Source organism: Pseudomonas aeruginosa (assembly GCF_001457615.1).
In the GTDB taxonomy this organism is placed as follows: domain Bacteria; phylum Pseudomonadota; class Gammaproteobacteria; order Pseudomonadales; family Pseudomonadaceae; genus Pseudomonas; species Pseudomonas aeruginosa.
Genome location: NZ_LN831024.1, coordinates 709,526 through 727,535, shown reverse-complemented (window position 1 = coordinate 727,535; position 18,010 = coordinate 709,526). Strand labels below are relative to the sequence as shown.

Genomic DNA, 18,010 nt, shown 5'->3' with positions numbered 1-18,010 from the left:
ATTTCTCCGACCCCTAGTCCTTAGACTTCCACCGCGCGTTCAACGATATCAACCAGGGTCCAGGCCTTGGTCTTGGCCAGCGGACGGGTTTCGCGAATGGTGACCAGGTCACCAATGCGGCACTGATTGGATTCGTCGTGTGCGTGCAGTTTGGTCGAACGCTTGACGTATTTGCCGTAAATCGGGTGCTTGACGCGACGCTCGATCAGTACGGTGACGGTCTTGTCCATTTTGTCGCTGACGACGCGGCCGGTCAGCGTACGGACGGTTTTCTGAGCTTCAGCCATGATCACTTACCTGCTTGCTGATTGAGCACAGTTTTAACGCGAGCGATGTCGCGCTTAACCTGCGAGAGCAGGTGAGACTGCCCCAACTGGCCAGTTGCTTTCTGCATGCGCAGATTGAACTGGTCGCGCAGCAGGCCGAGCAGTTGCTCGTTCAGCTGCTCAACGGATTTTTCACGAAGTTCATTCGCTTTCATCACATCACCGTCCGCTTAACAAAGGAGGTGGCGAGGGGCAGCTTTGCAGCAGCCAGGGCGAAAGCCTCACGCGCCAGCTCTTCGGAAACACCCTCGATCTCGTACAGGACCTTGCCCGGCTGGATCTGGGCTACCCAGTACTCGACCCCACCCTTACCTTTACCCATACGAACTTCGAGGGGCTTCTTGGTGACAGGCTTGTCAGGGAATACGCGGATCCAGATCTTGCCACCACGCTTCACGTGACGGGTCAGCGCACGACGCGCGGACTCGATCTGACGAGCAGTAAGGCGGCCACGGCTAGTGGCCTTCAGTGCGTACTCACCGAAGCTGACCTTACTACCACGATGAGCCAGACCACGGTTGTGGCCGGTCATTTGTTTGCGGAACTTCGTACGCTTGGGTTGCAGCATTTGCGTACTCCTTACCTAGCAGCTTTTTTACGAGGAGCGGGTGCTACCGGCTTCAGCTCTTCCTGGCGGCCACCGATGACCTCGCCCTTGAAGATCCAAACCTTGACACCGATCACACCGTAAGTGGTGTGCGCTTCGTAGGTGGCATAGTCGATATCGGCGCGCAGGGTGTGCAGGGGCACACGACCTTCGCGATACCATTCGGTACGGGCGATTTCAGCCCCACCCAGACGACCGCTGACCTGAATCTTGATGCCCTTGGCACCAATGCGCATGGCGTTCTGTACGGCGCGCTTCATGGCGCGACGGAACATTACGCGACGCTCCAGCTGCTGGGCTACGCTCTGCGCAACCAGCATGGCATCGAGTTCCGGCTTGCGGATTTCCTCGATGTTGATGTGCACGGGCACACCCATTTGCTTGGTCAGGTCCTGGCGCAGTTTCTCAACATCTTCACCTTTCTTGCCGATCACGATGCCGGGACGAGCGGTGTGGATGGTGATGCGTGCGGTTTGAGCCGGACGATGAATATCGATACGGCTTACGGACGCGCTTTTTAGTTTGTCTTGGAGGTACTCACGCACCTTCAGGTCGGCAAACAGGTAATCCGCATAGTTCTTGCGGTCTGCGTACCAAACGGAGGTGTGCTCCTTGACGATACCCAGGCGAATGCCATTGGGATGTACTTTCTGACCCATCTGTCGACTCCGTTACTTGTCCGCAACCTTGACCGTGATATGGCAAGACCGCTTCACGATGCGATCAGCACGGCCTTTGGCACGCGGCATGATGCGCTTGAGCGAACGACCTTCGTTGACGAAGACGGTGGAGACCTTCAGGTCATCCACATCGGCGCCTTCGTTGTGCTCAGCGTTGGCAACGGCCGACTCCAGCACTTTCTTCATGATCTCGGCGGCTTTCTTACTGCTGAAAGCCAGGAGGTTGAGCGCTTCGCCCACCTTCTTCCCGCGGATCTGGTCGGCGACCAAGCGGGCTTTCTGGGCGGAGATACGAGCGCCCGACAGCTTAGCGGCTACTTCCATCTTCCTTACCCCTTAACGCTTGGCTTTCTTGTCCGCAGCATGCCCGCGGTAGGTGCGGGTAGCGGCGAACTCGCCCAGTTTGTGGCCGACCATGTCCTCGTTGACGAGAACCGGTACGTGTTGACGGCCGTTGTGCACGGCGATGGTCAGACCAACCATATGCGGCAGAATCATCGAACGACGCGACCAGGTCTTGATCGGCTTGCGGTCGTTCTTTTCCACCGCGACTTCGACCTTCTTCAACAGGTGAAGATCGATAAACGGACCTTTTTTCAGTGAACGTGGCACTGTGGTATCCCTCTATTTACTTGCGGCGGCGGACGATCATGTTATCGGTACGCTTGTTCGAGCGAGTCTTCTTACCCTTGGTCTGAAGACCCCACGGCGATACCGGATGACGACCAGCAGAGGTACGGCCTTCACCACCACCATGCGGGTGGTCGACCGGGTTCATCGCCACGCCGCGAACGGTCGGGCGAACACCACGCCAGCGCGTAGCACCGGCTTTACCCAGCGAACGCAGGCTGTGCTCGGAGTTCGAGACTTCGCCCAGGGTCGCACGGCACTCAGCCAGGACTTTACGCATTTCACCGGAGCGCAGACGCAGGGTTACGTACGCACCTTCACGCGCGACCAGCTGGGCGGAAGCGCCAGCGGAGCGAGCGATCTGAGCGCCTTTACCCGGCTTCAGCTCGATACCATGAACAGTGCTACCCACCGGGATGTTGCGCAGAGGCATGCTGTTGCCTGCCTTGATCGGCGCACCGATACCGGAGATCAGCTGGTCACCTGCAGCAACGCCCTTGGGGGCGATGATGTAGCGACGCTCGCCGTCTGCATACTTCAGCAGAGCGATGTGTGCAGTGCGGTTCGGATCGTATTCGACGCGCTCAACGATGGCAGGGATGCCATCCTTGTTGCGACGGAAGTCGACCAGACGGTAGTGCTGCTTGTGACCACCACCGATATGACGGGTGGTGATACGACCGTTGTTGTTACGGCCGCCAGACTTGGATTTCTTTTCCAGCAGCGGTGCGTAGGGAGCGCCTTTGTGCAGCTCCTGATTCACCACCTTGACGACAAAGCGACGACCAGCGGAAGTCGGTTTGCACTTAACGATTGCCATGATGCACCCCTTTACTCAGCGCTGGTGGCGAAATCGAGATCTTGGCCCGGCTGGAGAGCGATGTACGCTTTTTTCCAGTCGTTACGCTTGCCCAGACCGCGAGCGGTGCGCTTGGTCTTACCCTTGACGTTCAGGGTAGTGACGCGCTGTACCTTCACGCTGAACAGGCTTTCTACGGCCTTCTTGATTTCCAGCTTGGTTGCATCGGTGGCAACCTTGAAAACGAATTGGCTCTTGCCGTCCGCGAGACCCGTGGCTTTCTCGGAGATGTGCGGACCAAGCAGCACTTTGAATACGCGTTCCTGGTTCATCCCAGCAGCTCCTCGAACTTCTTCACGGCGGACACGGTGACCAGCACCTTGTCGTAGGCGATCAGGCTGACGGGGTCGGAACCTTGGACATCACGTACATCGACGTGCGCCAGGTTGCGCGCAGCGAGGTACAGGTTCTCGTCGACACCATCGGTCACGATCAGCACGTCTTTCAGACCCAGGGTGTCCAGCTTGGCAACCAGGCCCTTGGTTTTCGGTGCATCGACAGCGAAGTCGGCAACGACGACCAGACGGTCCAGACGAACGAGCTCGGCAAGGATGGAGCGCAGTGCTGCGCGGTACATCTTCTTGTTCAGCTTCTGTTCGTGGCTACGCGGTTTAGCGGCGAAAGTGGTGCCGCCCCCACGCCAGATGGGGCTACGGATGGTGCCAGCACGAGCACGACCGGTGCCCTTCTGACGCCACGGCTTCTTGCCACCACCAGAGACTTCGGAGCGAGTCTTCTGCGCCTTGCTGCCCTGACGGCCGCCAGCCATGTAGGCCACGACTGCCTGGTGCACCAGGGTCTCGTTGAATTCGCCACCAAAGGTACGCTCGGAGACTTCGATAGCCTGAGCGCCGTTCACATTCAATTGCATCTCAGCTTCCCCCTTAACCGCGAGCCTTGGCTGCCGGACGCACGATCACATCACCGCCGGTAGCGCCGGGAACGGCACCCTTGACCAGCAGCAGATTGCGTTCAGCATCGACGCGCACGATCTCCAGGGATTGAACGGTTACCCGCTCCGCACCCAGATGACCGGACATTTTCTTGCCCTTGAACACTCGACCAGGAGTCTGGCACTGGCCGATGGAACCCGGGACGCGGTGGGAAACGGAGTTACCGTGGGTGTTATCCTGACCACGGAAGTTCCAGCGCTTGATGGTGCCCGCGAAGCCCTTACCCTTGGACTCGCCGGTAACGTCTACCATCTGGCCTGCCTGGAACAGATCGACAGTGATCTGGTCACCAGCGGCATACTGCTCTTCGCCCAGACGGAATTCCCACACGCCGCGACCGGCGGCGACATTCGCCTTGGCAAAGTGACCAGCTTGCGCTTTGGTAACGCGAGAAGCACGACGCTCGCCGGCGGTGACTTGCACTGCACGGTAGCCATCGGTTTCTTCAGTCTTGAACTGGGTGACGCGATTCGGCTCGACCTCGATGACCGTAACCGGAATAGAGACACCTTCCTCGGTGAAAATGCGGGTCATGCCGCATTTACGACCGACAACACCAATTGTCATGTTGTAAACCTCTTGAGTGTACGGGGCTTTCACCCGCTATGGCCGCCCATTTCAGAGCGTTACACGACCAATGCCGAAGGCATTAGCCGAGGCTGATCTGTACTTCAACGCCTGCAGCAAGATCGAGCTTCATCAGCGCATCGACGGTTTTATCCGTCGGCTGGACGATGTCCAGTACACGCTTATGTGTACGAATTTCGTACTGATCACGCGCATCTTTGTTGACGTGCGGAGAGATCAGCACGGTGAAACGTTCCTTGCGGGTCGGCAGAGGGATTGGACCACGCACCTGAGCACCAGTACGTTTCGCGGTTTCCACGATTTCCTGGGTTGATTGATCGATCAGGCGATGGTCAAAAGCCTTCAACCGAATCCGGATTTGTTGGTTTTGCATTTGACCTCAGACTCCAATTTACCATTCCCAACGGACGGACTACGCCCGTTAAAAGGAGGCGCAATTGTACGGATGCCCCCACAGGGTGTCAATATTTAACCAACGAACGAAAAAAGGGGCCCCGGAGGGCCCCTTTTCTGATGGCAGGATCAGCGATTACTCGATGATCTTGGCAACCACGCCGGCGCCAACGGTACGGCCGCCTTCGCGGATCGCGAAGCGCAGGCCATCTTCCATGGCGATCGGAGCGATCAGGGTGACAACCATCTTGATGTTGTCGCCCGGCATTACCATCTCTACGCCTTCCGGCAGTTCGCAGTTACCGGTCACGTCGGTGGTACGGAAGTAGAACTGCGGACGGTAGCCCTTGAAGAACGGGGTGTGACGACCACCTTCTTCCTTGGACAGCACGTACACTTCGCACTCGAACTTGGTGTGCGGCTTGATGGTGCCCGGCTTGGCCAGTACCTGGCCACGCTCTACGTCTTCACGCTTGGTGCCGCGCAGCAGGATACCAACGTTCTCACCAGCACGACCTTCGTCGAGCAGCTTGCGGAACATTTCAACGCCGGTGCAGGTGGTCTTGGTGGTCGCCTTGATGCCGACGATTTCCACTTCTTCCTGGACCTTGATGATGCCGCGCTCTACACGACCGGTTACCACGGTACCGCGGCCGGAGATCGAGAACACGTCTTCGATCGGCATCAGGAACGGCTGGTCGATGGCACGAACCGGCTCCGGAATGTAGGAGTCCAGGGTCTCTACCAGCTTCTGCACGGCGCTTACGCCGATGCCGTTGTCATCCTTGCCTTCCAGCGCCATCAGCGCGGAACCGATGATGATCGGAGTGTCGTCGCCCGGGAAGTCGTAGGTGTTCAGCAGATCGCGAACTTCCATCTCGACCAGTTCCAGCAGCTCGGCGTCGTCGACCATGTCGGCCTTGTTCAGGAACACGACGATGTAGGGAACGCCTACCTGGCGGGACAGCAGGATGTGCTCGCGGGTCTGCGGCATGGGGCCGTCGGCAGCCGAGCAAACCAGGATCGCGCCGTCCATCTGGGCAGCACCGGTGATCATGTTCTTCACGTAGTCGGCGTGACCGGGGCAGTCAACGTGGGCGTAGTGACGAACAGCGGAATCGTATTCAACGTGCGAGGTGTTGATGGTGATACCGCGGGCCTTTTCTTCCGGCGCGTTGTCGATCTGATCGAAAGCACGAGCGGAACCACCCCAGGTATCGGAGCAGACCTTGGTCAGTGCAGCGGTCAGAGTGGTCTTGCCATGGTCAACGTGACCGATGGTGCCGACGTTGACGTGCGGTTTGTTACGTTCGAATTTTTCCTTAGCCACGACAGTAAACCTCTTACTTAAAGGGCTGAATCAACCTTGTTTTTTAACCAGCGCTTCGACGATGTTCGACGGAGCTTCGGCGTATTTGGAGAATTCCATGGAGTAGCTCGCGCGACCCTGGGACATGGAACGCACGTCGGTCGCATAACCGAACATCTCACCCAGCGGAACCTCGGCACGAATAACCTTACCGGAAACCGTGTCCTCCATCCCCTGAATCAGACCACGACGACGGTTCAGGTCGCCCATCACGTCACCCATGTAGTCCTCAGGAGTCACTACCTCTACCTTCATGATCGGCTCGAGCACCTTGCCGCCGCCCTTCTGGGCCAGCTGCTTGGTCGCCATGGAAGCAGCGATCTTGAACGCCATCTCGTTGGAGTCGACGTCATGGTAGGAACCATCGAAAACGGTAGCCTTCAGGCCGATGAGCGGATAGCCGGCAACGACGCCGTTCTTCATCTGCTCTTCGATACCCTTCTGGATCGCCGGGATGTATTCCTTCGGAACCACACCGCCCACGACTTCGTTCTCGAACACCAGGCCTTCGGTGATATTGCCCTTCTCGTCCACGTCCGCGGCCGAGAAACGGATCCAGCAATGACCGAACTGACCGCGACCACCGGACTGGCGAACGAACTTGCCTTCGATCTCCACGTTGTCCTTGGTGATGGTCTCACGGTAGGCAACCTGCGGCTTGCCGATGTTGGCCTCGACGCCGAACTCGCGCTTCATGCGGTCGACGATGATGTCCAGGTGCAGCTCGCCCATGCCGGAGATGATGGTCTGACCGGACTCTTCGTCGGTCTTGACACGGAACGACGGGTCTTCCTGGGCCAGCTTGCCGAGGGCGATACCCATCTTCTCCTGGTCAGCCTTGGTCTTCGGCTCTACAGCGACCGAGATTACCGGCTCGGGGAAGTCCATGCGCTCGAGGATGATCGGCTTCTCGATCGAGCACAGGGTGTCACCGGTGGTGACGTCCTTCATGCCGATCAGGGCAGCGATGTCGCCTGCGCGCACTTCCTTGATCTCTTCACGCTGGTTGGCGTGCATCTGCACCATCCGACCGACGCGCTCTTTCTTGCCTTTCACCGAGTTCAGGACGGAGTCGCCGGAACTCAGGACGCCGGAGTAAACGCGGGCGAAGGTCAGGGTACCGACGAACGGGTCGGTAGCGATCTTGAACGCCAGGGACGAGAACGGTTCGTTGTCGTCGGCATGACGCTCGTCTTCGACGGTCTCGTCGTCCGGGCTGACGCCTTTGATCGCAGGGATCTCGGTCGGAGCCGGGAGGTAGTCGATGACGGCATCGAGAACCAGCGGAACGCCCTTGTTCTTGAACGAGGAACCGCAGACGGCCGGAACGATCTCGCAGGCCAGGGTGCGCAGACGCAGGCCTTCCTTGATCTCGGCTTCGGAGAGCTCGCCCTCTTCGAGGTACTTGTTCATCAGCTCTTCGTTGGCTTCGGCCGCAGCCTCGACCATGCTGGAACGCCACTCTTCGGCCAGGTCCTTGAGCTCCGCAGGAATTTCTTCCTCGCGGTAGGTCATGCCCTTGTCGTCATCGTTCCAGTAGATGGCCTTCATCTTGATCAGGTCGACCTGACCAACGAAGTTCTCTTCAGCGCCGATGGCGAGCTGGACCGGAACCGGGGTATGACCCAGGCGCTTCTTGATCTGCTCGACGACGCGCAGGAAGTTCGCGCCCTGGCGGTCCATCTTGTTGACGTAGACGATGCGCGGTACGCCGTACTTGTTGGCCTGACGCCATACGGTTTCCGACTGCGGCTCTACGCCGGAGGTGCCACAGAACACCACGACAGCGCCGTCCAGTACACGCAGGGAACGCTCCACCTCGATGGTGAAGTCTACGTGGCCGGGGGTGTCGATGACGTTTACGCGATAGTTGTCGTACTGACCGCGCGAGCCCTTCCAGAAGGTGGTAACGGCAGCGGAGGTAATGGTGATACCGCGCTCCTGCTCCTGCACCATCCAGTCGGTGGTCGCAGCGCCGTCATGCACTTCGCCCAGCTTGTGGTTGACGCCGGTATAGAACAGAACCCGCTCCGTGGTGGTGGTCTTGCCCGCGTCAACGTGGGCACAGATACCGATATTACGGTAGCGGTTGATGGGTGTAGTACGGGCCACAATAAGGTCCTCGGGGGTTGGGCAGCGCGATTAGAACCGGTAGTGCGAGAAGGCCTTGTTGGCCTCTGCCATACGGTGCACGTCTTCACGCTTCTTGACTGCTGCGCCCTTGCCTTCAGCGGCATCCAGCAGCTCGCCAGCCAGGCGCAGAGCCATGGACTTCTCGCCACGCTTGCGGGCGAAGTCCACCAGCCAACGCATGGCCAGGGCATTACGACGGGACGGACGGACTTCGACCGGAACCTGGTAAGTCGCACCACCTACGCGGCGGGACTTCACTTCGACCAGCGGAGCGATGGCATCGAGAGCTTTTTCGAAGGTTTCCAGGGGATCGGCCTTGCCGCGTTCCTTCACCTTGTCCAGCGCACCGTAAACGATACGCTCGGCAACGGCTTTCTTGCCGCTTTCCATCACGTGGTTCATGAACTTGGCCAGGATCTGGCTTCCGTATTTCGGATCAGCCAGCACTTCACGCTTGGCCGCTACACGACGTCTTGGCATTGATAAGCCCTCAAACGGTCTTCAGGTTAGCCCGGGACCATAACAGTCAAGTTACGCCCGACCTTACTCTTATCGACTCAGATAAATATAAAAACGCTATTACTTCGGACGCTTGGCGCCGTACTTCGAACGACCCTGCTTACGGTCTTTGACACCCGAGGTGTCCAGCGAACCGCGCACGGTGTGGTAACGCACACCCGGAAGGTCCTTTACACGACCGCCACGGATCAGCACTACGCTGTGCTCTTGCAGGTTGTGACCTTCACCACCGATGTACGAGGAAACCTCGAAACCGTTGGTCAGACGTACACGGCATACCTTACGCAGTGCCGAGTTCGGCTTTTTCGGCGTGGTGGTGTATACGCGGGTGCATACGCCACGACGTTGCGGGCAGTTCTGCAGCGCAGGCACGTCGCTCTTGTCGACCATGCGCTTGCGCGGCTTACGCACCAGCTGGTTGATAGTTGCCATCTATAGCTCCACTGATTGTCTTACGACACACAAACGAAATGACAGAGCATGCGCCCTGCCAATTTTCGGGGTACAAAATAGTAAAGAGGTTCTTGTACACCGTCAAGACAAAGCCCCGGCTATCGGGATAGCCGGGGCTTGTCGTTGATGCTTAGTTACCGCTCGAGTTCAGCGCTTCGGTCAGTGCGGCTTCCGCCTCGCTGGCACTCACACGCTGCGGCTTGCCGAGGTCGCGCTGACGCTTGCGCTCGCTGTGGTAAGCCAGACCGGTACCGGCCGGGATCAGGCGACCCACGACCACGTTCTCTTTCAGACCACGCAGGAAGTCGCGCTTGCCGGTGACCGCCGCCTCGGTGAGGACGCGGGTGGTCTCCTGGAACGACGCCGCGGAAATGAACGACTCGGTCGACAGGGAAGCCTTGGTGATACCCAGCAGAACGCGCTCGTACTTGGCCGGGAACTTGTCCTCGGTACCGAGCTGTTCGTTCTCTTCCAGCACCTGGGTGAGTTCCACCTGGTCGCCTTTGATGAAGCTGGAGTCGCCGGACTCGCTGACTTCGACCTTGCGCAGCATCTGACGCAGGATGGTCTCGATGTGCTTGTCGTTGATCTTCACGCCCTGCAGACGGTAGACGTCCTGGATCTCGTTGACGATGTACTTCGCCAGCGAGCTCACGCCCAGCAGGCGCAGGATGTCGTGCGGGTTGCTCGGACCGTCGGAGATGACTTCGCCGCGGTTCACCTGTTCGCCTTCGAACACGTTCAGGTGACGCCACTTCGGAATCAGCTCCTCGTACGGATCGCTGCCATCGTTCGGCGTGATGACCAGGCGGCGCTTGCCCTTGGTCTCCTTGCCGAAGGAGATGGTGCCGCTGATTTCCGCCAGGATCGAAGGCTCTTTCGGACGACGAGCCTCGAACAGGTCGGCAACGCGCGGCAGACCACCGGTGATGTCACGGGTCTTCGAGGTTTCCTGCGGGATACGCGCGACAACGTCACCGATGCTCACCTTGGCGCCGTCGGTCAGGTTGACCAGGGCGTTGGCCGGCAGGAAGTACTGCGCCGGTACGTCGGTACCCGGCAGCAGCAGGTCCTTGCCCGCGGCATCGATCAGCTTCACGGCCGGACGGATGTCCTTGCCGGCAGCCGGACGGTCCTTCGGATCCATCACTTCGATGTTGGTCAGGCCGGTCAGTTCGTCGGTCTGACGCTTGACGGTGATGCCCTCTTCCATGCCCACGAAGGCCACGGTACCGTCCACCTCGGTGACGATCGGGTGGGTGTGCGGGTCCCACTTGGCGACGATAGCGCCCGGGTCGACCTTGTCACCTTCCTTGACCGAGATCACCGCACCGTACGGCAGCTTGTAGCGCTCGCGCTCGCGACCGAAGTCGTCGGCAACCGCCAGTTCGCCGGAACGGGAAACCGCGACCAGCGCGCCGTCGGCACGAACCACATGCTTCAGGTTGTGCAGGCGGATGGTGCCGCCGTTCTTCACCTGGACGTTGTCGGCCGCGGAGGTCCGGCTGGCCGCACCACCGATGTGGAAGGTACGCATGGTCAGCTGGGTGCCCGGCTCACCGATGGACTGGGCAGCGATGACACCGACCGCCTCGCCGATGTTGACGCGATGGCCACGGGCCAGGTCGCGGCCGTAGCACATGGCGCAGATGCCATGACGGGTTTCGCAGGTGATCGGGGAACGCACCACCACTTCGTCGACGCTCATCACTTCGAGGAAGTCGACCCACTTCTCGTCGATCAGGGTGCCGGCCGGCACGATGACCTCGTCGCTGCCCGGCTTGAACACGTCGCGCGCGATCACACGGCCGAGCACGCGCTCGCCGAGCGGTTCTACCACGTCGCCGCCTTCGATGTGCGGCGACATCAGCAGGCCGTGCTCGGTACCGCAATCGATCTCGGTCACTACCAGATCCTGGGCCACGTCGACCAGACGACGGGTCAGGTAACCGGAGTTCGCGGTCTTCAGCGCGGTATCCGCCAGACCCTTACGAGCACCGTGGGTAGAGATGAAGTACTGGAGTACGTTCAGGCCTTCACGGAAGTTCGCGGTGATCGGGGTCTCGATGATCGAGCCGTCCGGCTTGGCCATCAGGCCACGCATACCTGCCAGCTGACGGATCTGGGCCGCGGAGCCCCGCGCACCCGAGTCAGCCATCATGTACATGGAGTTGAAGGACTCCTGGTCGACTTCCTTGCCCTCGCGATCGACGACCTTCTCTTTCGAGAGGTTGGCCATCATCGCCTTGGACACTTCGTCGTTGGCCTTCGACCACAGGTCGATCACCTTGTTGTACTTCTCGCCCTGGGTTACCAGGCCGGAGGCGTACTGGCTCTCGATCTCCTTCACTTCGTCGGTGGCGGCGTTGATGATCCGCGCCTTCTCGTCCGGGATGACGAAGTCGTTGACGCCGATGGACACGCCGGAAATGGTCGAGTAGGCGAAACCGGTGTACATCAGCTGGTCGGCGAAGATGACGGTGTCCTTCAGACCCACCACGCGATAGCAGTGGTTGATCAGCTTGGAGATCGCCTTCTTCTTCATCGACTGGTTGACCACGTCGAACGGCAGGCCGGCCGGAACGACCTGGAACAGCAGCGCGCGGCCGACGGTGGTGTCGACGATACGGGTATTGGCGGTCAGTTGGCCGTCTTCACCCTTGATCTTTTCGTTGATGCGCACTTTCACGCGAGCGTGCAGGGACGCCTGGCCGCTGCGGTAGGCGCGGTCGACTTCCTGCAGGTCGGCGAAGGCCATGCCCTCGCCCTTCGCGTTGATCGCTTCACGGGTCATGTAGTACAGACCCATTACCACGTCCTGCGACGGAACGATGATCGGCTCGCCGTTGGCGGGCGACAGGATGTTGTTGGTGGACATCATCAGCGCGCGCGCTTCCAGCTGGGCCTCGAGGGTCAGCGGAACGTGGACGGCCATCTGGTCACCGTCGAAGTCGGCGTTGTACGCGGCGCAGACCAGCGGGTGCAGCTGGATCGCCTTGCCTTCGATGAGGACCGGCTCGAACGCCTGGATGCCCAGACGGTGCAGGGTCGGCGCACGGTTCAGGAGAACCGGATGCTCGCGGATGACTTCGGCGAGAACGTCCCAGACCTCGGGCAGCTCGCGCTCGACCATTTTCTTGGCGGCCTTGATGGTGGTGGCCATACCACGACCTTCCAGCTTGCCGAAAATGAACGGCTTGAACAGCTCCAGGGCCATCTTCTTCGGCAGACCGCACTGGTGCAGGCGCAGGGTCGGGCCCACGGTGATCACGGAACGACCGGAGTAGTCCACGCGCTTGCCGAGCAGGTTCTGACGGAAGCGACCTTGCTTGCCCTTGATCATGTCGGCCAGCGACTTCAGCGGACGCTTGTTCGAGCCGGTGATGGCGCGACCGCGACGGCCGTTGTCGAGCAGGGCGTCGACGGCTTCCTGCAGCATGCGCTTTTCGTTGCGCACGATGATGTCCGGAGCGGCCAGGTCGAGCAGGCGCTTCAGACGGTTGTTACGGTTGATCACCCGACGATACAGGTCGTTCAGGTCGGAAGTCGCGAAGCGACCGCCATCCAGCGGAACCAGCGGACGCAGGTCCGGCGGCAGCACCGGCAGGACGGTCAGGACCATCCACTCAGGCTTGTTGCCGGAGCCCTGGAAGGCTTCCATCAGCTTCAGGCGCTTGGACAGCTTCTTGATCTTGGTTTCCGAGTTGGTCTGCGGAATCTCTTCGCGCAGGCGGCCGATCTCGTGCTCCAGATCGATGGCGTTGAGCAGTTCGTGAACGGCTTCGGCGCCCATGCGAGCATCGAAATCGTCACCGAACTCTTCGAGGGCCTCGAAGTATTGCTCGTCGTTCAGCAGCTGGCCCTTTTCCAGGGTGGTCATGCCCGGATCGATCACCACGTAGCTCTCGAAATAGAGCACGCGCTCGATATCGCGCAGGGTCATGTCCAGCAGCAGGCCGATACGGGACGGCAGCGACTTCAGGAACCAGATGTGGGCAACCGGCGAAGCCAGCTCGATGTGGCCCATGCGCTCGCGGCGCACCTTGGCCAGGGCGACTTCCACGCCGCACTTCTCGCAGATCACACCGCGGTGCTTGAGGCGCTTGTACTTGCCGCACAGGCACTCGTAGTCCTTCACCGGGCCGAAGATCTTGGCGCAGAACAGGCCGTCGCGCTCCGGCTTGAAGGTACGGTAGTTGATGGTTTCCGGCTTTTTAACTTCGCCGAAAGACCAGGAACGAATCATCTCGGGCGAAGCCAGGCCAATACGGATGGCATCGAACTCTTCGATTTGACCCTGGTTTTTCAACAGATTAAGCAAGTCTTTCAAGGCCTTTCCTCCTCACGGACCCGGTGCGACCGGCCTTGACCAGCCGCACCGTCTAGCGTCACGTGTTATTCGGTTTCCAGTTCGATGTCGATGCCGAGCGAACGGATCTCTTTGATCAGAACGTTGAAGGACTCGGGCATGCCGGCCTCCATGCGGTGATCGCCGTCCACGATGTTCTTGTACATCTTGGTCCGGCCGTTCACGTCGTCCGACTTGACCGTCAGCATTTCCTGCAGGGTGTACGCCGCGCCATAGGCTTCCAGCGCCCACACCTCCATCTCACCGAAGCGCTGACCACCGAACTGTGCCTTACCACCCAGCGGCTGCTGGGTAACCAGGCTGTACGAGCCGGTGGAACGGGCGTGCATCTTGTCGTCCACCAGGTGGTTCAGCTTGAGCATGTACATGTAGCCGACGGTGGTCGGACGCTCGAACTGGTTGCCGGTACGGCCGTCGAACAGACGCATCTGGCCGCTTTCCGGCAGGTCGGCCAGCTTCAGCATGGCCTTGATCTCGCGTTCCTTGGCGCCATCGAACACCGGGGTCGCCATCGGTACGCCACCGCGCAGGTTCTTGGCCAGCGCGAGGATCTCGTTGTCGCCCAGCTCGTCGAGGTTTTCCTCGCGACCGCCGATCTCGTTGTAGATCTCGTGCAGGAACTTACGCAGTTCGGCGACCTTGCGCTGCTCTTCGAGCATGCGGTTGATCTTCTCGCCCAGCCCCTTGGCCGCGAGGCCCAGGTGGGTTTCGAGGATCTGACCGACGTTCATACGCGACGGTACGCCCAGCGGGTTGAGGACGATGTCGACCGGGGTGCCGTTGGCATCGTGCGGCATGTCTTCCACCGGCATGATCACCGAGACCACACCCTTGTTACCGTGACGGCCGGCCATCTTGTCGCCCGGCTGGATGCGACGCTTGATCGCCAGGTAGACCTTGACGATCTTCAGCACGCCCGGAGCCAGGTCGTCGCCCTGCTGCAGCTTGCGCTTCTTGTCCTCGAACTTGTCGTCCAGGAGCTGGCGACGATCGCTGATGTAGGCCTGGGCCTTCTCCAGCTGTTCGTTCAGGGCGTCGTCGGCCATGCGCAGCTTGAACCACTGGCCGCGCTCGAGACCGTCGAGGTAGTCGTCGGTGATCTCCGTGCCCTTCTTCAGCGCCGGGCCACCTTCAGCCTTGGCACCGACCAGGGCGGCACGCAGACGCTCGAAGGTCGCGCCTTCGACGATGCGGAACTCTTCGTTCAGGTCCTTGCGGATCTGGTCGAGTTGCATCTTCTCGATGGACAGCGCGCGGGAATCGCGCTCGACGCCGTCGCGGGTGAAGACCTGAACGTCGATGACGGTACCCTTGGTGCCGGTCGGCACACGCAGGGAGGTGTCCTTCACGTCGGACGCCTTCTCACCGAAGATCGCGCGCAGCAGCTTCTCTTCCGGAGTCAACTGGGTCTCGCCTTTCGGAGTGACCTTGCCGACCAGGATGTCGCCGGCCTGCACTTCGGCGCCGACGTAGACGATACCGGCTTCGTCCAGCTTGTTCAGCGCGGCCTCGCCCACGTTCGGGATGTCCGCGGTGATTTCCTCTGGGCCGAGCTTGGTGTCACGAGCGACGCAGGTCAGTTCCTGGATGTGGATCGTGGTGAAACGATCTTCCTGGACCACGCGCTCGGACAGGCAGATGGAGTCTTCGAAGTTGAAGCCGTTCCAGGGCATGAACGCTACGCGCATGTTCTGGCCCAGGGCCAGTTCGCCCATGTCGGTGGACGGACCGTCGGCCAGGATGTCGCCGCGCGCGACCACGTCACCCTTGCTCACCAGCGGACGCTGGTTGATGCAGGTGTTCTGGTTGGAACGGGTGTACTTGGTCAGGTTGTAGATGTCGACACCCGCTTCGCCGGTCTCGACTTCGTCATCCGCCACGCGAACCACGACACGGCTGGCATCGACCGAGTCGATCACACCGCCACGGCGAGCCACGACGCAGACGCCGGAGTCGCGCGCCACGTTGCGCTCCATGCCGGTACCCACCAGCGGCTTGTCGGCACGCAGGGTCGGCACGGCCTGACGCTGCATGTTCGAGCCCATGAGTGCGCGGTTGGCGTCGTCGTGCTCGAGGAACGGAATCAGCGAGGCAGCGACGGAAACGACCTGCTTCGGCGAAACATCCATCAGGGTCACGTCTTCCGGCGCCTTCACGGTGAATTCGTTCAGGTGACGCACGGCCACCAGCTCGTCCACCAGTTGACCCTTCTCGTTGAGGGTCGCCGAAGCCTGGGCGATGACGTGGTCGGCTTCTTCGATCGCCGACAGGAACACGATCTCGTCGGTTACCAGGCTGTCCTTGACCACGCGGTACGGGCTCTCGAGGAAGCCGTACTTGTTGGTGCGGGCGTAGGTCGCCAGGGAGTTGATCAGACCGATGTTCGGACCTTCAGGGGTTTCGATCGGGCACACGCGGCCGTAGTGGGTCGGGTGTACGTCACGAACCTCGAAGCCCGCACGCTCACGGGTCAGACCGCCCGGGCCGAGCGCGGAGACGCGGCGCTTGTGGGTGATCTCGGAAAGCGGGTTGTTCTGGTCCATGAACTGCGACAGCTGGCTCGAACCGAAGAACTCCTTGATCGCGGCAGCCACCGGCTTGGCGTTGATCAGGTCCTGCGGCATCAGGCCTTCGCTTTCGGCCATGGACAGGCGTTCCTTGACCGCGCGCTCGACACGCACCAGGCCCACGCGGAACTGGTTCTCGGCCATTTCGCCGACGCAACGGACGCGACGGTTGCCCAGGTGGTCGATGTCATCGACGATGCCCTTGCCGTTACGGATGTCGACGAGGGTCTTGAGCACATCGATGATGTCTTCCTTGCTCAGGACGCCCGGACCTTCGATCTCGGTACGACCGATACGGCGGTTGAACTTCATCCGGCCTACGGCCGACAGGTCGTAACGCTCGGCGCTGAAGAACAGGTTGCCGAACAGGGTCTCGGCAGCTTCCTTGGTCGGCGGCTCGCCCGGACGCATCATCCGGTAGATCTCGACCAGGGCTTCCAGCTGGTTGCTGGTGTTGTCGATCTTCAGGGTGTCGGAGATGAACGGACCGCAGTCGATGTCGTTGGTGTACAGGGTCTCGATGCGCACGACCTGGGCCTTGGCCACCTTGGCCAGGAGGTCGAGGGTCAGCTCGGTGTTGCACTCGGCGATGATCTCGCCGGTAGCCGGATGCACGATCGCCTTGGCGATGGTACGACCGATCAGGTAGTCGAACGGCACTTCCAGCTGACTCACGCCAGCCTTTTCCAGCTGGTTGATGTGGCGGGCAGTGATACGACGCCCCTGCTCCACGATCACCTTGCCGCTGCCATCCTTGATGTCGATGCTCGCGACTTCACCGCGCAGGCGCTGCGGGACCAGTTCCAGGTTCAGGGTCTCGCCCTTGATGTGGAAGACGTTGGTCGCGTAGAAGGCGTTGAGGATCTCTTCGGTGCTGTAGCCGAGCGCGCGCAGCAGTACCGAGGCCGGCAGCTTGCGGCGACGGTCGATACGGACGAACACGCAGTCCTTCGGATCGAACTCGAAGTCCAGCCAGGAACCGCGGTAAGGAATGATCCGCGCGGAGTACAGCAGCTTGCCGGAGCTGTGGGTCTTGCCACGGTCGTGGTCGAAGAACACGCCCGGGGAACGGTGCAGCTGGGAGACGATGACACGTTCGGTACCGTTGATGATGAAGGTACCGTTCTCGGTCATCAGGGGGATTTCCCCCATGTAGACTTCTTGTTCCTTGATGTCCTTGATCGCCTTGTTCGACGACTCGCGGTCGAAGATGATCAGGCGAACTTTCACGCGCAGCGGTACGGCGAAGGTCACGCCGCGCAGCACGCACTCCTTGACATCGAATGCCGGCTCACCCAGACGGTAGCCGACGTATTCCAGGGCAGCATTGCCGGAATAGCTGATAATCGGGAAAACGGACTTGAAGGCCGCGTGCAGACCGATATCGCGGAACTGCTCCTTGGTTGCGCCAGCCTGCAGGAATTCGCGATAGGAATCCAGCTGGATGGCCAGCAAATACGGCACATCCATGACGTCCGGCAACTTGCTAAAGTCCTTGCGGATACGTTTTTTCTCAGTGTATGAGTAAGCCATCAGCGTTCCCCAGCTTGGTCACCTGCTTGTT

The 18,010-nt window shown here is 60.4% G+C and carries 17 protein-coding genes; all 17 read right to left on the bottom strand.

The genetic code is table 11. The features are described 5' to 3' along the window. Positions 1–20: 20 nt before the first annotated feature. Positions 21–287 carry a 30S ribosomal protein S17 gene (rpsQ, locus tag AT700_RS03440; protein ID WP_003093717.1) on the bottom strand — a complete coding sequence of 89 codons (267 nt, stop codon included), beginning with the start codon at positions 285–287 and terminating at the stop codon, positions 21–23. 2 nt (positions 288–289) lie between these two features. Beyond that, on the bottom strand, positions 290–481 hold the full coding sequence (gene rpmC, locus AT700_RS03435; RefSeq protein WP_003093720.1) for a 50S ribosomal protein L29: 192 nt from the start codon (positions 479–481) through the stop codon (positions 290–292). Continuing rightward, positions 481–894, bottom strand: coding sequence for a 50S ribosomal protein L16 (gene rplP / locus AT700_RS03430; protein WP_003093723.1), 414 nt, complete (start codon positions 892–894; stop codon positions 481–483). Before rplP ends, rpmC begins: the two co-directional genes overlap by 1 nt. 11 nt (positions 895–905) lie before the next feature. Next, positions 906–1,592, bottom strand: a complete 687-nt coding sequence (gene rpsC, locus AT700_RS03425; protein WP_003093727.1) for a 30S ribosomal protein S3 — start codon at positions 1,590–1,592, stop codon at positions 906–908. A 12-nt stretch (positions 1,593–1,604) separates the two neighbouring features. Further along, complete coding sequence (gene rplV, locus AT700_RS03420) at positions 1,605–1,937, bottom strand: 50S ribosomal protein L22 (protein ID WP_003103908.1); 333 nt, start codon at positions 1,935–1,937, stop codon at positions 1,605–1,607. A gap of 12 nt (positions 1,938–1,949) precedes the next feature. After that, a complete protein-coding gene (gene rpsS, locus AT700_RS03415; protein ID WP_003093734.1) occupies positions 1,950–2,225 on the bottom strand; it encodes a 30S ribosomal protein S19 in 276 nt (91 codons plus the stop codon). Positions 2,226–2,241: 16 nt separating this feature from the next. Next, entirely contained in the window at positions 2,242–3,063 is an 822-nt protein-coding gene (rplB, locus tag AT700_RS03410) for a 50S ribosomal protein L2 (RefSeq protein ID WP_003103878.1), read from the bottom strand. An 11-nt stretch (positions 3,064–3,074) separates the two neighbouring features. Next, positions 3,075–3,374 carry a 50S ribosomal protein L23 gene (gene rplW / locus AT700_RS03405; RefSeq protein WP_003093736.1) on the bottom strand — a complete coding sequence of 100 codons (300 nt, stop codon included), beginning with the start codon at positions 3,372–3,374 and terminating at the stop codon, positions 3,075–3,077. Continuing rightward, positions 3,371–3,973 carry a 50S ribosomal protein L4 gene (rplD, locus tag AT700_RS03400; RefSeq protein ID WP_003093737.1) on the bottom strand — a complete coding sequence of 201 codons (603 nt, stop codon included), beginning with the start codon at positions 3,971–3,973 and terminating at the stop codon, positions 3,371–3,373. The genes rplW and rplD overlap by 4 nt, the downstream gene beginning before the upstream one ends. A 13-nt stretch (positions 3,974–3,986) precedes the next feature. Further along, positions 3,987–4,622 carry a 50S ribosomal protein L3 gene (gene rplC / locus AT700_RS03395; RefSeq protein ID WP_003103877.1) on the bottom strand — a complete coding sequence of 212 codons (636 nt, stop codon included), beginning with the start codon at positions 4,620–4,622 and terminating at the stop codon, positions 3,987–3,989. 82 nt (positions 4,623–4,704) lie between these two features. Further along, positions 4,705–5,016: a 30S ribosomal protein S10 gene (gene rpsJ, locus AT700_RS03390; protein ID WP_003103876.1), complete on the bottom strand. Its 312-nt coding sequence runs from the start codon at positions 5,014–5,016 to the stop codon at positions 4,705–4,707. A gap of 156 nt (positions 5,017–5,172) precedes the next feature. Next, positions 5,173–6,366, bottom strand: coding sequence for an elongation factor Tu (gene tuf / locus AT700_RS03385; protein WP_003115146.1), 1,194 nt, complete (start codon positions 6,364–6,366; stop codon positions 5,173–5,175). A 30-nt stretch (positions 6,367–6,396) separates the two neighbouring features. After that, positions 6,397–8,517 carry an elongation factor G gene (gene fusA / locus AT700_RS03380; protein WP_003093741.1) on the bottom strand — a complete coding sequence of 707 codons (2,121 nt, stop codon included), beginning with the start codon at positions 8,515–8,517 and terminating at the stop codon, positions 6,397–6,399. 30 nt (positions 8,518–8,547) lie between these two features. Beyond that, a complete protein-coding gene (gene rpsG, locus AT700_RS03375) occupies positions 8,548–9,018 on the bottom strand; it encodes a 30S ribosomal protein S7 (protein ID WP_003093742.1) in 471 nt (156 codons plus the stop codon). A 99-nt stretch (positions 9,019–9,117) separates the two neighbouring features. Continuing rightward, a complete protein-coding gene (gene rpsL, locus AT700_RS03370) occupies positions 9,118–9,489 on the bottom strand; it encodes a 30S ribosomal protein S12 (protein WP_003093744.1) in 372 nt (123 codons plus the stop codon). Between the two features lie 151 nt (positions 9,490–9,640). Next, on the bottom strand, positions 9,641–13,840 hold the full coding sequence (gene rpoC, locus AT700_RS03365; RefSeq protein WP_003093745.1) for a DNA-directed RNA polymerase subunit beta': 4,200 nt from the start codon (positions 13,838–13,840) through the stop codon (positions 9,641–9,643). Positions 13,841–13,905: 65 nt separating this feature from the next. Beyond that, complete coding sequence (gene rpoB, locus AT700_RS03360) at positions 13,906–17,979, bottom strand: DNA-directed RNA polymerase subunit beta (protein ID WP_003093746.1); 4,074 nt, start codon at positions 17,977–17,979, stop codon at positions 13,906–13,908. Positions 17,980–18,010 lie beyond the last annotated feature (31 nt).

What these genes read in the sequence shown, in the direction of transcription:
- rpsQ (WP_003093717.1), bottom strand. Translation starts at nt 287, where the DNA reads ATGGCTGAAGCTCAGAAAACCGTCCGTACGCTGACCGGCCGCGTCGTC.
- rpmC (WP_003093720.1), bottom strand. Translation starts at nt 481, where the DNA reads ATGAAAGCGAATGAACTTCGTGAAAAATCCGTTGAGCAGCTGAACGAG.
- rplP (WP_003093723.1), bottom strand. Translation starts at nt 894, where the DNA reads ATGCTGCAACCCAAGCGTACGAAGTTCCGCAAACAAATGACCGGCCAC.
- rpsC (WP_003093727.1), bottom strand. Translation starts at nt 1,592, where the DNA reads ATGGGTCAGAAAGTACATCCCAATGGCATTCGCCTGGGTATCGTCAAG.
- rplV (WP_003103908.1), bottom strand. Translation starts at nt 1,937, where the DNA reads ATGGAAGTAGCCGCTAAGCTGTCGGGCGCTCGTATCTCCGCCCAGAAA.
- rplB (WP_003103878.1), bottom strand. Translation starts at nt 3,063, where the DNA reads ATGGCAATCGTTAAGTGCAAACCGACTTCCGCTGGTCGTCGCTTTGTC.
- rplW (WP_003093736.1), bottom strand. Translation starts at nt 3,374, where the DNA reads ATGAACCAGGAACGCGTATTCAAAGTGCTGCTTGGTCCGCACATCTCC.
- rplD (WP_003093737.1), bottom strand. Translation starts at nt 3,973, where the DNA reads ATGCAATTGAATGTGAACGGCGCTCAGGCTATCGAAGTCTCCGAGCGT.
- rplC (WP_003103877.1), bottom strand. Translation starts at nt 4,622, where the DNA reads ATGACAATTGGTGTTGTCGGTCGTAAATGCGGCATGACCCGCATTTTC.
- rpsJ (WP_003103876.1), bottom strand. Translation starts at nt 5,016, where the DNA reads ATGCAAAACCAACAAATCCGGATTCGGTTGAAGGCTTTTGACCATCGC.
- rpsG (WP_003093742.1), bottom strand. Translation starts at nt 9,018, where the DNA reads ATGCCAAGACGTCGTGTAGCGGCCAAGCGTGAAGTGCTGGCTGATCCG.
- rpsL (WP_003093744.1), bottom strand. Translation starts at nt 9,489, where the DNA reads ATGGCAACTATCAACCAGCTGGTGCGTAAGCCGCGCAAGCGCATGGTC.
- rpoB (WP_003093746.1), bottom strand. Translation starts at nt 17,979, where the DNA reads ATGGCTTACTCATACACTGAGAAAAAACGTATCCGCAAGGACTTTAGC.